Source organism: Corynebacterium sp. Z-1 (assembly GCF_031844665.1).
GTDB lineage: Bacteria > Actinomycetota > Actinomycetes > Mycobacteriales > Mycobacteriaceae > Corynebacterium > Corynebacterium sanguinis.
Genome location: NZ_CP134621.1, coordinates 2349904 through 2363788, shown reverse-complemented (window position 1 = coordinate 2363788; position 13885 = coordinate 2349904). Strand labels below are relative to the sequence as shown.

Genomic DNA, 13885 nt, shown 5'->3' with positions numbered 1-13885 from the left:
AGATAAAGATGATTCGATAGGGCACACCCCAGGGGGACGGGTGCCCGGCAGGTGTCAGTGTCAGAAGGTGTTGGCACAGATCGGCCCTGGTGACCAGGGGTGTGACGACGACTTCTGAACACCATCCGGTCAGTCCTCATGGGCACTAGGACCTGTTATGAAAGTCGTTTGAGCCAGCGGTCAATGTTCGCGACCCGGATGACTGCCTCGAACCGGACGGCGAGTTTGTCGTATCGGGTGGCCACCCCGCGGTTGTGTTTGAGCGCGTTGAAGCAGCGTTCGACGACGTTGCGACCCTTATACGCCTCAGAGTCGAAGGCCGGTGGCCGCCCACCGGCAGACCCTTTGGCCTGACGGTTGTCGGCCTGGTCCTTTTTGACCGGGATCGTGGTGGTGATCTTCCGGCACCGCAGGTACGACCGGTTCGCCTGTGAGGAGTAGGCCTTGTCCGCCAGCACCCGATCCGGCAGACTGCGGGGCCGACCGGGCCCGGGGCGGGCCACCCGAATCCGGTCCAGGACTTCGGTCAGCTGCGGACTGTCACCGGCCTGCCCGGCGGTCAGCGTGAACGACACCGCCTGTAGATGCTGGTCACAGGCCAGATGAATCTTGGTGGAGAACCCGCCCCGAGACCGGCCGAGGGCATGGTTGTCCGGTTCGCCGTCGAGGCGGTCGGAGGAATCTCGCCGCGCTCCGGCGGCGTGGATATGCGCCCGGCTGGTAGTCGAGTCCACGGAGATGTCCCATCCGAGTTGTCCCTGGCCATCGGCTCGGGACTGAAGGGCGGCTTCGATCTGTGCCCAGGTGCCGGATAGTTGCCAGGCACGAAACAGGGCGTAGACCCGCGTGGAGGGTTCCCCAGCGCACGCCGGTGGGAGCTGGGGACAGTGTGGAGAAGATCACTAAAGGGGCCGCAAGGTGGACATCGGAGAAGTTCAGGCGTTAGTGTTACCTCCGTTAGATAACGGAACGGTAACGGTCTGATCTCCAACGGACATATCGCTGGAATTGCTCAGGGCGGGACAACGGACAACGACGGAAGAAGAGTCATGCGCCTGAAGGCTTCGCGGTCATCCGGAGGAAGACACCGCACGATCACCACCTCGCAGACCAAGGGGCGTCTCGCCCTCGTGGCTGTAGCCGCCGGCACGGTCTCATCCGCCGGCGTCGGTGGCGCCACGGCCGCCACCTTGCAAGCCCCGGCCGAGGTCGAGGCTCCGGTCTCCCCGGAGGCTGCCACCGTCGAGGTGGATTTGGCCACCAACGACACGGCCCTGTCCTCGAGTGGGACGCAGGCCGCACCGCAGATTCTCGCTATCTCCGAATTCAAGCCGGTCGCCAACATCGACGAGCAGCTGGACAAGGCCATCCAGTACAACGCCGAGCGGGCCGAGAACGAGCGCGCTGCCCGCGCGCCCTCGGTGGTCAAGCCCGCTGAAGGCACCTTCACCTCCGGTTTCGGCGTGCGCTGGGGAACCCTCCACGCGGGTATCGACATCGCCAACGTCGTGGGCACCCCGATCCTCGCGGCGATGGGCGGCACTGTCATCGACTCCGGCCCGGCCTCCGGTTTCGGGCAGTGGATCCGCATCCAGCACGATGATGGCTCGATTGCCGTCTACGGTCATATGGAGACTCTCGACGTGACCGTTGGGGAACGCGTCACCGCTGGTCAGAGGATCGCTGGCATGGGCAACCAGGGGGTTTCCACCGGCTCTCACCTGCACTTCGAGCTTTACCCGACTGGCAGCGGGGCGGTCGACCCGTTGCCCTGGTTCGCCGAGCACGGCGTCACCTTCTAACCTTCCCGCACTCACCAGGACCGGGGCCCGACCCCTGGAAAGTAGACACAGGGGATTTAATCAGGAAGCAGACTTGAGCATAACAGGGCAACGCTCCTCGAACACCGCTGGAGCGAGATATCTGCACCAGGAATGCCGACGAGTCGTGTTGTAACGGGTACACCAGCGGAAAACATCCCGGCGACAGACAAGCTGACTGGAAAATACCTTCGCGTCCTGGAGGACCTCACGCTTCAATGCGGCGTTGAAGGACTCCGCCAAGGCGTTGTCAGCACTGCTACCGATCCCGCCCATCGACTGCCGGATCCCCAGCTGCGTACACGTCTCCTGGAACGCGTGCGAGGTGTACACACTGCCGTGGTCCGAGTGAAAAACAGCGTTTTCCAGGCTCCCACGCTGGCCCTTCGCCATCACCACGGCGTCCTGAACCAGGGAAGTGCGCATGTGGTCGGCGATCGCGAAGCCGGCCAGCCGGCGGGAATAACAGTCGATGACGGTGGCGAGGTACATATTCGACCCGTCGGCAATCGGCAGGTAGGTGATGTCACCGACGTAGACCCGGTTCGGTGCCGGGGCGGTGAACTTCCTTCCCACGAGATCGGGGAACACCGGCTTCTTTCCCTCGGACACCGTGGTGGTTACCTTGCGTTTCTTCGAGTAGCCGAACAGCTTCAGCGAGCGCATGATCCGTGCGATCTTCTTGTGATTGACCGGGGCTGTAGTCGAGTTGTCGTTGAGTTCGGCTGTGATGCGTTTGGCGCCGTAGCAACCGCGTTCTTTTGTGAACACGGTCTTGACCCGGGCGCCGAGTACCGCGTCGCTGAGCAGGCGCTTCTTTCTGGTGGTGGAGGTCTTCTTCCACTTGTAATACGAGGACCGGTTGAGTTTCAGGACCTCGCATAACCGCTTAACCGAATGGCTGCTTTTGGCGTCATCAACAAACCGGAAGCGGATCACCAGTTCGTCTCTTCCGCAAAATATTTCGCGGCCTTGCGCAGAATATCGCGTTCCTCCCGGAGTCTGCGTACTTCTCGTTCCAGCTGGCGGATGCGTTCCGCTTCGGTCACCACGGTCGGTGTGTCAGAGCTGGAGGAAGAATCCGAGCTGCTGGTGCGGGCTCCGGTGCCGTATTTGCGGACCCAGATCTGGAGGGTGTTGCGGTTGACGCCGAGTTCGGTGGCGAGGGCGTTGATCGATACGCCGGGGGAGTTCTCGTAGAGGGCGACCGCGTCGCGGCGGAACTCCTCGGTGTAGGTCTTGATCGGCATGGTGGCAGGTTACCTTTCCTCCCCGGCAGGGTGCCGGGTTGTCGGGTGTCTACCAAACAGGGGTCAGGTCCTGAGTGTTCCTCTTCCAGACCCCAGCCGGCACCGGGCGGTAACGGCTGCAGGGATGGGGATTAAGTCGGTGTGACCGGTGGGGTGACCGGTCAGGTGTTAGATCAAGGTGGCGCCATATTCGACGGTCCACTGGCGTACCCAGTTGATGAAGTACGCCCACGCCCCGCTGGCCAGGGCAATGCCGACGGCGACCATGAGCACCCCGCCGAACATCTGGATCTTGCGTGAGTGGCGGCGCAGCCAGCCGACGGTGCGCATTGCGCGCGCCGAGCCGAAGGCCATGAGCAAAAACGGCAGTCCCAGGCCCAGGCAGTAGCCGAGGATGAGGATGACCCCACGCACGGCGGTCATACCCTCGGTGCCAGCCGAGACAGAGATGATCGCCGCGAGCGTGGGCCCCAGGCACGGGGTCCATCCCAGAGCGAAGACCCCGCCTAACAGTGGGGCTCCCAGCCAGGTGGACCACTTCTTCGGAGCCATGCGGGTATCACGCTGCAGGGCAGGGACCATGCCCATGAACGTCAGCCCCATGAGGATGGTGGTCACCCCACCGATGCGCATCAGGGCCTCGGCATTGAGCGTGAGCATGCTGATCGCCCCGAAGACGGTGACCGTGGCCAACACGAAGACGACCGTGAAGCCAAGGATGAACAACCCGGCGGCACCGGCCACGGCCCACTGGCGTTTTTTGGTCACCACGGAGCCGTGTTCGGAGTCATAGCTGACCTCGCCGCCGACCACACTGGCCAGATACGACATATAACCAGGGACCAGCGGGACCACACACGGGGAGGCAAACGAGACGAGGCCAGCGGCAGCAGCAGCGAGGATGCCGATCAGCAGCGGCCCGGTGGCCGCAACGTCAGCGAACTGCTGGCCGATCGCCAGCTGTGCCATCACATCAACGGTCATGGTGCTGGTGCCTCCTTAGCCAGTGGGAGGGCGACGTCGAGGACGTCCTCGGCGTCGACCTCCCGGAGGAACACCGCTGCGGGGCGGTGCTGCTTGTCCAGGATGATCGTGGTCGGGATGACCGAGGTCGGTACCCCTCCCAGGTCCGCGGCGGTACGAAACGGCGGGTCGTAGATTGACGGGTAGGTCACACCGTTGTCGAGTTTGAAGTCCTGGGCGATGGTCTGGTTGTAGTCACGGACGTTGATGCCCAGCACCGTGCCACCGAGGGGGTCGAGAGTCTCCTGGACAAGCTGCAGGTCATCGACTTCCGCCCGACACGGTGCACACCACTGGCCCCAAGCGTTGAGGACGACGACCTCGCCTTCAAAATCAGACAGGCTGATCTCCTCACCCTCCTCCATCAGCGACGGGCCGGAGAAGTCCGGCAGCGGGGCACGTTCCTCCTCTGCGTAGATAATCTCGGTTTGGCCTCCTGGTGAGTGGAACTGGAAGGTGCCCCCGACGGCGACGGCGTTTCGGGCGCCGTCGCCTGAGGAACAGGCCGTCAGGGTCACGGCGGTGAGCACCGCGGCAACCGCTGTGGCGGCTCTGCGGGGTGTGCTCGGCATGGATTAGATCTCCTTATTCCGGGGCGGTGGGGAAGAAGACGGTGTTCTGGTTGTCCCGGAAGACCACAACACCGAGGAAGGTCATCGTGCTGCCCGGTGGGTGGTCTGCAGCGACTCTGCCCACCTCGGCACTCAACCCTGCTGTGGGGTTAGGCGTACCGCAGGGAACTCATCATCCCGGTTTCCTGGTGATAAGCGTTGTGGCAGTGAAACGCCCACTCACCGGGGTTGTCGGCGATCAAGTCCGCGTCCACCGTTTCGCCGGGGAGAATGAGGACAGTGTCCTTGCGCAGGCCGCTACTTCCGGGAAGAGCCCAGGTATGCCCGTGCAGGTGCATCGGATGGGGCATGGCCGTGGGGTTGTGCATCCGCATCCGCAGGCGTTGGCCTTCTTGGACTGTGCCCGGGGAATCAGCACCGTCGATGCGCAGTCCCCACTGGTAGGGCATCATCTGGCCGGTTAATTTGACCTCTGTTTCCTTATCCACGTCACCGGCCGGGAGCAGGGCTCGTTCCGCCGGCTCAAAGGACGTCAAGAAGGTACCGGGGGCAGTGAGTTCGGGGAAGGTAGTCTCTGGTGCGGGGGTCTGGCCCGCGGCGGTCCGGATGACGGCAAACGCCCGGTCGTCCTTGCCGGCGGCCAGGGCGGTCAGGGGAAAGACACCATCACCGAGTACCACCTCCACGTCGACACGCTCACCCATCGAGAGGTAGAACGACTCGATGTCGTGGGGAAGGACCGGGAAACCGTCGACGTGGGTGACGGTCATGCGGTGGCCACCGAGAGCCACCTTGAAGATGGTGTCAGCGCCCGCGTTGATGAACCTCAGGCGGGCTTTATCCCCCGGTCGGGCAGTAAACGTTCGGTGCGCCCGGGGAATGCGTCCGTTGATGAGGTAGTGCGGATACATGACATCACCGGCATCTCCGCCCAGAGCCGGATCGGGCGTGCCGTGGGCCATCATGCCCCCCTCACCACCCATATCCATCCCGCCGTGGCCACCCATATCCATCCCGCCGTGGCCACCCATATCCATGTTTCCGTGGCCACCCATGTCCATCCCCGTCAACATAGTCAGCTGATCTTCGGGACTGCTGCCGTCGATGCCGTCCAGCCAGTCGTCGAGCACGATGGTCCACTCGACGTCCTGGTCCTCAGCGTCTTGCGGGTCACGGATGATCAGTGGGGCGTGGAGGCCGCGATCAAGCTGCAGGCCGGTGTGGGAATGGTAGAAGTAGGTGCCACCGTGGGGGACTTCAAAAACATAGGAGAAAGACTCGCCAGGTTCAATGGGGTCCTGGGTCATGCCGGGCACACCGTCGGCTGCGTTGTGGAGTGCGATGCCATGCCAGTGGATGGAGGTGCTCTCAGGCAGTTCATTGGTGATATCGACCTGGAGGACGTCGCCGGCGGTGGCCTCAATGGCCGCATCCCCGGTGTCAGAGACGTATCCCCACGTCTTGGCTTCGATGCCGCCGATATCCAGGGAGAGGGGCCGGGCGGTCAGTGTTCGGCGCACCGTCGGCTCACCGAGCGCAGTGGGGGTGGGGGTGGGGCGAAGGGAGGGACCTGGTGCCGAGGCAGCGGGTCCAGGGTCGCTGGTGCAGGCGGCCACGGCCCCGGTGCTGGCGAGGACGAGCCCGCCGAGCAGAAACTGTCGTCGGGAAAACGCGTTCGTCATGATTTAACCTTCCTTGGTGCAAGATTTCAGTGACGCGGGAGACAGGCGCAGGTGAGGACCCTGCTGAGCCATCACGTCAGGCGCAGGTCTGTGACACAGGTGGCACCGTCGTCGGCGGTGGAAAACTCCGTGGTGCCGGTACGCCCCTGGTAGCTGACCTCAATCAGGCCGGTGGCATCATCGGGAAGCCAGAAGCCAATAAACCCGTTGTCGAAGGTGGTTGTCGCCTCGTCCACCAGCACCTCACCGGTCGCCTCATCGGTAATCGTGACCTGGATATCCTCATTGTCGAGTTCCCCCAGGCAGGTCGTGAGGCTGTGGTAGAAGCAGTCGTGGGTGGAGGTGAGATAGGGTGCGATCGAGACATACGTCTGATTGTCGGGAAGATCGACCACGACTTCCTGGTCATCGCTCGAGAGCAGCAGTTCATCGGCACGCACTGAGGCGACCAGATCCGTGGGACGCTCAGTGACCTTCTGCCGGTCGAGGTGATCAATGATCTCCACCGCGTCCATGGCGGCCAGGCCATGGGCAGTCAGGAATGTGTCCTGGGACACCGTCCCATCGGCGGTGGGTTCCGGGTCGGCGGCCGAACACCCCGTGAGGGCGAGGGCGAGGGCGGCTGCGATCGCTGCTCGTTTCACGTCAATCTCCTTGGATCGTGGTAAGGCCATAAGAAGACACCGCCTCAAGGTCGATGCCATACCTTTATCTAGCACGGGTGCCTGACGGACTAGAATCCAAAAACCCTGCTCACAGTCTTATAACAGGGCGAAAAGGGGGTGAATTCGGTGGGCTGGGTCACCACCGGGACACCACCCCACAGCCGTGAGCGATGTCCTTCCACCCGCCCCGGGTATGCGGTGCAGGCAGTGAAATCCCTGGTGGCGCCTGCTGAACCGACCAGGGGAGGCGATGTCGCCGGCCCGGGGTGGGGCACAGGGGTGACGGCGGTCGAAGGGTGATGTTTGAAGATTCGATGAAGTTTTCCCCGCCGGGCACTGAGCGAGGGTGGTATTCCCCCTGGCCGGAGCGATACTGGGGTCTATGGCTGACCGCACACCGACCACCGCCACGCCCCCGGGGCGGGTGCTGGTCGTCGATGATGAACAACCCCTGGCTCAGATGGTGGCCTCCTACCTCATCCGGGCCGGCTTCGATACCCGCCAGGCGCACACCGGCACCCAGGCCGTGGACGAGGCCCGTCGCTTTTCCCCCGATGTTGTGGTGCTGGATCTGGGGCTGCCCGAACTCCACGGCCTGGAGGTGTGCCGACGGATCCGCACCTTCTCGGACTGCTACATCCTCATGCTCACCGCGCGTGGCAGCGAGGACGACAAGATCAGCGGTTTGACCCTGGGGGCGGATGACTACATCACCAAACCTTTTAGCATCCGGGAACTGGTGACCCGGGTGCATGCGGTGCTGCGCCGCCCGCGCACCAGCACCACCCCACCGCAGGTGACCACCCCTTTGATCGTTGGTGACCTCATCCTTGACCCCGTCGCCCATCAGGTGCGGGTGGGGGAGACGACCGTGGAGCTCACCCGCACGGAGTTCGAGCTGCTGGTTGCCCTGGCCCTGCGCCCCGGCCAGGTGCTGACCCGCCACGACCTGGTCACCGAGGTCTGGGACACCACCTGGGTCGGCGATGAACGCATCGTCGATGTCCACATCGGCAACTTGCGTCGCAAGCTCGGCACCGACACCCGGGGCCGGGGGTTTATCGACACCGTGCGTGGCGTGGGCTACCGGGTGGGGCAGCCATGAATCACGGACCCGGCCTGACCTTCCGCTTCCTGACCGCCCAGGTGTTGGTCGTGGTGATTAGCCTGCTGGTTGCCGCGGCCGTGGCCACGATGGTGGGCCCGACCCTGTTCCATGATCATATGTTGATGGCCGGCCGGGAGGACCCCTCGCTGGAGCTGTTCCATGCCGAGCAGGCCTACCGGGACGCCAACCTGATCACCCTGGCCGTCGCCCTGCCCACCGCCTTGATCAGCGCCCTGCTGGCCAGCCTGTGGTTATCGCGTCGCCTGCGCACCCCCCTGCAGGATCTCACCCGCGCCGCTACCAGCCTGACGGCCGGCAACTATCGTATCCGCGTGTCCGTCGGAGAAGCAGGCCCCGAGGTCACCACCCTGGCGCATTCCTTCAACACCATGGCCGACCGGCTGGAACACACCGAACAGGTCCGCCGCCAGATGCTCTCTGATCTGGCCCACGAAATGGGCACCCCCTTATCGGTGCTCACGGTCTACCTCGATGGTCTCCAGGACGGGGTCGTGGACTGGAATAATGCCACCCACACGATCATGGCTGACCAACTCACCCGCCTGACCCGGTTGATGGAAGACATCGACGATGTCTCCCGGGCCCAGGAACACCGGATCGATTTGGACATGGCGGAGGAAGGGCTCGGGGATCTGCTCCATACCGCCGCTGCTGCCGCGGGGGAAGCTTATGCTGACAAAGGCGTCGTTTTACAGGTCGAGACCATTACGGACACCGCCCGGGTGCTCGTGGACCGGCAACGCTTCGGCCAGGTGATGAGCAATCTCCTGTCGAACGCGCTACGGCACACCCCGGCCGGCGGGCAGGTCCGGATCAGCGTCGACCGACAGGGGGCGTCCACCGCGCTCATCCACGTCGCCGATGACGGCGAGGGCATCCCACCTGGCCAGCTCGGACACATCTTCGAACGCTTCTACCGGGGGGATGCCGCCCGCAGCCGGGACAACGGCGGGGCCGGTATCGGTCTGACCATCTCCAAGGCATTGATCGAGGCCCACGGCGGCACTCTCACCGCCACCTCTCCTGGCCCCGGTGCCGGATCGGTCTTCACCATCCGTCTTCCCCTGCACCAGGAAAACGTGTCCCTGATGCTCAGTGACCCCCACTCCCGGGGACAATAATTCTGATGACCTCGGCAGCGATCCGTATCAACCCCTGGACAATACCCCATAGGGGTATATGATGGGAGGGGAAACCCCGCCTGATCCCCCGATCCCACAGGAGCGATCCGATGACCACCCCGACTTCCCCCTTGCTGCCGCTGGCCTCCGACGGTTGTGGATGCTGCGCGCCCTCTACGCCGTCCGCGACCGTCTCCGCCCCGGCCGTGGCCGCGGCAACCGGCGCAACACCTGAAGGTCCCACCACCTACCAGGTCACAGGCATGACCTGCGGACACTGCGCCGGCAACGTCACCGAGGCGGTGAGCGCTCTGCCCCAGGTCGACGACGTCCAGGTCGACCTCATCGCCGGTGGGGTCTCCATCGTCACGGTCACGGGTTCCGTGCCCCTGGAAACCGTCCACCGGGCGATTGAGGAGACCGGCTACACCGTCTTGTCCTGATCGATTCGCCCATCATCTCGACCCCGACCGGGTTGAGCGGAAGGAACCTCATGAGCACTCCCCACCACCACGGTGATCACCCCGCTCCGGAAACAGACCACACCCACCACCCGGATCATGCCGGTCACGAGCACCATGCGGATGCCGCCACCCACGACCAGGCCATGCCGCACGATCATCCGCATTCCGCTGTCGATGAAGAACACCAGGTCCACGGTCACGGTGAACACGCCGGCCACAGCGCCGCGATGTTCCGGGACCGCTTCTGGTGGTCGCTGATCCTGTCGGTTCCGGTGGTGTTCTTCAGCCCGATGTTCGCCGACCTGCTGGGATATAATATTCCGGAGATTCCGGGAGCCTACTGGATTCCTCCGGTCCTGGGCACGATCATCTTCCTCTACGGCGGCACCCCCTTCCTCAAGGGCGCAATGACCGAGCTGAAATCCCGCCAACCGGCCATGATGCTCCTGATCGCCATGGCGATCACCGTGGCGTTTATCGCCTCCTGGGTCACCACCCTGGGGCTGGGCGGGTTCCACCTAGATTTCTGGTGGGAACTGGCCCTGCTGGTGACCATCATGCTGCTGGGCCACTGGCTGGAGATGCGCGCTCTTGGTGGAGCCTCCTCCGCGCTTGACGCGCTGGCAGAGCTCCTGCCCGATGAGGCCGAGAAGGTCGTCGACGGGACCACCCGCACCGTAGCGATCTCAGAGCTGGCCGTCGACGATGTCGTGCTGGTCCGAGCCGGTGCCCGCGTCCCGGCCGACGGGACCATCATCGACGGAGCGGCCGAATTCGATGAGGCCATGATCACCGGTGAATCCCGCCCCGTCTTCCGGGATACCGGTGAGACCGTGGTGGCCGGCACCGTGGCCACCGACAACACCGTCCGGGTCCGGGTGGAGGCCACCGGTGGGGACACCGCTCTGGCAGGCATCCAGCGCATGGTCGCCGATGCCCAGGCCTCCTCCTCCCGGGCCCAGGCCCTGGCCGATCGAGCCGCAGCCTTCCTGTTCTGGTTCGCCCTGATCGCGGCCCTGATCACCGCCGTGGTCTGGACCATCATCGGCAGCCCCGATGATGCCGTGGTCCGCGCGGTGACCGTGCTGATTATCGCCTGTCCGCACGCCCTGGGCCTGGCCATCCCCCTGGTCATCGCGATCTCCACCGAGCGGGCCGCGAAATCCGGGGTGCTCATCAAGGACCGGTTGGCCTTGGAGCACATGCGCACCATCGACGTGGTCTTGTTTGATAAGACCGGCACCCTGACCGAAGGCGCACACGCCGTCACCGACATCATGGCTGCCGACGGCATTACCGAGGGCGAGCTGCTGTCCCTGGCCGCCGCCGCCGAGGCCGATAGCGAGCATCCCGTGGCCCGGGCGATCGTGGCTGCCGCGGCCGCACACCCGGAGGCCTCACGCCGCCCACTGCGTGCAACCGGTTTCACCGCCGCCTCCGGCCGCGGGATCCGGGCCACTGTCGATGGCACCCAAATCCTCGTGGGTGGGCCGAACATGTTGCGCGAATTCAGTCTGACCATCCCGGGTGAGCTCACCGACATCACCGGTTCCTGGGCGCAGCGAGGCGCCGGAGTGCTCCACGTCGTCCGCGACGGTGAGATCATCGGTGCCGTGGCCGTCGAGGACAAGATCCGCCCCGAATCCCGCGCGGCGGTGCGCGCCCTGCAGGCCCGCGGGGTGAAGGTGGCGATGATCACCGGTGACGACACCCAGGTCGCCCAGGCAGTGGGCAAGGATCTGGGGATCGATGAGGTCTTCGCCGAGGTTCTGCCGCAGGACAAGGACACCAAGGTCACCCAGCTGCAGGAGCGCGGTCTGAGCGTGGCCATGGTCGGCGACGGTGTCAATGACGCCCCGGCCCTGGCCCGGGCCGAGGTCGGTATTGCGATTGGCGCGGGTACAGATGTGGCGATGGAATCTGCCGGGGTGGTCCTAGCCAGTGATGACCCGCGGGCCGTGCTGTCGATGATCGAGCTCTCCCATGCCAGCTACCGCAAGATGGTCCAGAACCTGGTCTGGGCCTCTGGCTACAACATCCTCGCCGTTCCCCTGGCCGCCGGTGTGCTCGCCTCGATCGGGTTCGTGCTGTCCCCGGCCGTGGGCGCGATCTTGATGTCCCTGTCCACGATCATCGTCGCCCTCAACGCCCAGCTGCTACGCCGGATTGACCTGGACCCGGCTCACCTGGCTCCGACCGACGGGAAGGAGGAGAAGGCTGCTGTGAGCTCTGCAGACCCCGTCCGCTGACTTTCAATCCTTCATCGACTCCCTCATATACAGCCTCCGAAAGGGAACCCCCATGAAGCGCACCATCACCATCGCCGCTCTCGCCTTGACCTCCGCCCTGGTTTTGTCCGCCTGCGCAGATAACACTGAGGGAGAAAACACCGACACCACGACCATCGCCACTACGTCCGCCCCCGACACCACCGAAACGACCGGGGCCACCACGGATCCTGAGACAGAGACGGGGGCGGCCGGAGAGGTCTCCGCCGAGCACAATGACGCGGACATCATGTTCGCGCAGATGATGATCCCGCATCACCAACAGGCCGTGGAGATGAGTGAAATCCTCCTGGCCAAGGACGATATCCCGGCCGAGGTCATCGAGTTCGCCCAGGGTGTTATCGATGCCCAGGGCCCGGAGATCGACCGGATGAATACCATGCTCGAGACCTGGGAAGAAGATCCGGTCACCGGTGATATGGGTGATATGGGTGAGATGGACCATGGCGGGATGAGTGGAATGATGAGCGAGGAGGACATGACAGCCCTCGAGGACGCCCAGGGCACCGAGGCTGCCCGGCTCTACCTTGAGCAGATGACCGCCCACCATGAGGGCGCGGTCGATATGGCCCGCGATGAGGTCACTGATGGCCAGAACCCGCAGGCCATCGCTCTGGCTGAGCAGGTCATTGAAGACCAGGAGGCCGAGATCGCCGAGATGGAGCAGATGCTCAACGAGCTCTGAACAAGGACATTCCCCGACCACCCCAGATGAGAAACACGACCATACGACCATCGGGCCAAACCAGGATTTCCGGGAAGGACAATCAACATGCCGAATAAAATCAAGGTTGCAGTAAACGGGTACGGTGTCATCGGTAAACGTGTAGCCGACGCGGTGAGAGCCCAGGAGGACATGGAACTCCTCGGGGTCAGCGACGTCACCACCGATTACCGGGTCGCCACCGCCATCACGCAGGGCATCCCGGTCTATGCCTCCACCGAAGAAGCCCACCAAGAGATGAGCGCTGCCGGATATCCCATCGCCGGGAAACTACCGGACTTGCTCGACAACGCGGATGTCGTGGTGGACTGCACCCCGTCCACCATCGGGGCCGGCAACCTCGACCTCTATCGCACCCATGGAGTCAAGTCCGTGTTCCAGGGCGGGGAGAAGCACAGTCTCACCGGCCACTCCTTCGTTGCCCACGCCAACTACAGTTCCACGCTTGGACGAGACACCACCCGCGTGGTTTCCTGCAACACCACCGGCACTGTCCGCACCCTTATCGCACTCCAGGACGCTGGATTGCTGTCCAAAGCGCGGGGAGTGCTTGTCCGCCGGGCCACCGATCCGTGGGAATCCGACCACTCGGGGATCATGAACACCATAGTTCCCGAAGGTCGTATTCCCAGCCATCAAGGCCCAGACGCCCAGTCGGTGGTCCCCGACCTGGATGTGGTGACCATGGCGGCCAAGGGAGCGCACACCCACAACCACCTGCATTTCTGGACCATCGACCTAACCCGCCCGGCAGACACAGAAGAGGTTCTCGAAGCGTTGAAGGCGATGCCGCGGATCGCTTTCGTGCGGCGCTCCGATGGAATCGTGGCGGTCAACAGCACCGTCGAATTGATGCGAGATCTAGGCCGTCCACGGGGCGATATGTATGAGGTCGCCATCTGGGAAGATATCCTGACCGTGCAGGGCAATGAGTTGTTCTGGACGTACACGGTCGACAACCAGGCCATCGTCGTCCCCGAGAACATCGACGCAATCCGTGCCCTGGCTGGCACCGTGGAAGACGGTGATGAGTCCATCCAGCGCACCGACCGTGCCCTGGGGGTGCGCGCGGACTTTTTCTCACCTCTGCCCAACGGCTGATTCCAGCAGGAGACACCCACGGCGGTGCCCGACCCAGATCGCTCAT

General features: G+C 64.0%; 12 protein-coding genes and 1 pseudogene. 7 read left to right on the top strand and 6 right to left on the bottom strand.

What is annotated here, in order from left to right:
* Positions 1-155 precede the first annotated feature (155 nt).
* A pseudogene (locus RIU96_RS11500) lies at positions 156-863 on the bottom strand (IS5 family transposase); the annotation flags it as partial.
* Between the two features lie 186 nt (positions 864-1049).
* Here RIU96_RS11500 and RIU96_RS11495 point away from each other — a divergent pair.
* A complete protein-coding gene (locus RIU96_RS11495) occupies positions 1050-1802 on the top strand; it encodes a M23 family metallopeptidase (RefSeq protein WP_075722091.1) in 753 nt (250 codons plus the stop codon).
* A 60-nt stretch (positions 1803-1862) separates the two neighbouring features.
* Here RIU96_RS11495 and RIU96_RS11490 read toward each other — a convergent pair.
* The 5 genes from RIU96_RS11490 to RIU96_RS11470 form a co-directional block, all read right to left on the bottom strand.
* Positions 1863-3070, bottom strand: a protein-coding gene (locus RIU96_RS11490; protein WP_375543994.1) for an IS3 family transposase whose coding sequence is annotated in 2 segments (ribosomal slippage) — positions 1863-2770 and positions 2770-3070 — 1209 coding nt in all. Because the reading frame shifts where the segments join, the coding sequence is not laid out codon by codon here.
* Positions 3071-3238: 168 nt separating this feature from the next.
* The gene (locus RIU96_RS11485) at positions 3239-4054 is read right to left on the bottom strand and encodes a cytochrome c biogenesis CcdA family protein (protein WP_003848401.1); all 816 of its coding nucleotides are present in this window, start codon (positions 4052-4054) and stop codon (positions 3239-3241) included.
* Positions 4051-4665 (bottom strand): TlpA family protein disulfide reductase, encoded by a 615-nt coding sequence (locus tag RIU96_RS11480; protein ID WP_075722088.1) that lies wholly within the window; start codon positions 4663-4665, stop codon positions 4051-4053. The genes RIU96_RS11485 and RIU96_RS11480 overlap by 4 nt, the downstream gene beginning before the upstream one ends.
* Before the next feature lie 149 nt (positions 4666-4814).
* Entirely contained in the window at positions 4815-6347 is a 1533-nt protein-coding gene (locus tag RIU96_RS11475) for a multicopper oxidase family protein (protein ID WP_311205003.1), read from the bottom strand.
* A 71-nt stretch (positions 6348-6418) separates the two neighbouring features.
* Positions 6419-6991, bottom strand: coding sequence for a CueP family metal-binding protein (locus RIU96_RS11470; protein ID WP_136648814.1), 573 nt, complete (start codon positions 6989-6991; stop codon positions 6419-6421).
* Positions 6992-7394: 403 nt separating this feature from the next.
* Here RIU96_RS11470 and RIU96_RS11465 point away from each other — a divergent pair, with 403 nt between their 5' ends.
* The 6 genes from RIU96_RS11465 to RIU96_RS11440 all read left to right on the top strand — a co-directional run bounded on the left by RIU96_RS11465 (position 7395) and on the right by RIU96_RS11440 (position 13839).
* Positions 7395-8117 (top strand): two-component system response regulator CopR, encoded by a 723-nt coding sequence (locus RIU96_RS11465; protein WP_311205002.1) that lies wholly within the window; start codon positions 7395-7397, stop codon positions 8115-8117.
* Entirely contained in the window at positions 8114-9262 is a 1149-nt protein-coding gene (locus tag RIU96_RS11460; protein WP_311205001.1) for a two-component system sensor histidine kinase CopS, read from the top strand. Before RIU96_RS11465 ends, RIU96_RS11460 begins: the two co-directional genes overlap by 4 nt.
* A 110-nt stretch (positions 9263-9372) precedes the next feature.
* A complete protein-coding gene (locus RIU96_RS11455; protein WP_144773337.1) occupies positions 9373-9705 on the top strand; it encodes a heavy-metal-associated domain-containing protein in 333 nt (110 codons plus the stop codon).
* 50 nt (positions 9706-9755) lie between these two features.
* Complete coding sequence (locus tag RIU96_RS11450; protein ID WP_311205000.1) at positions 9756-11975, top strand: copper-translocating P-type ATPase; 2220 nt, start codon at positions 9756-9758, stop codon at positions 11973-11975.
* Positions 11976-12027: 52 nt separating this feature from the next.
* Positions 12028-12699 carry a DUF305 domain-containing protein gene (locus tag RIU96_RS11445; RefSeq protein ID WP_144773341.1) on the top strand — a complete coding sequence of 224 codons (672 nt, stop codon included), beginning with the start codon at positions 12028-12030 and terminating at the stop codon, positions 12697-12699.
* 87 nt (positions 12700-12786) lie between these two features.
* Entirely contained in the window at positions 12787-13839 is a 1053-nt protein-coding gene (locus RIU96_RS11440; RefSeq protein WP_144773343.1) for a type II glyceraldehyde-3-phosphate dehydrogenase, read from the top strand.
* Positions 13840-13885 lie beyond the last annotated feature (46 nt).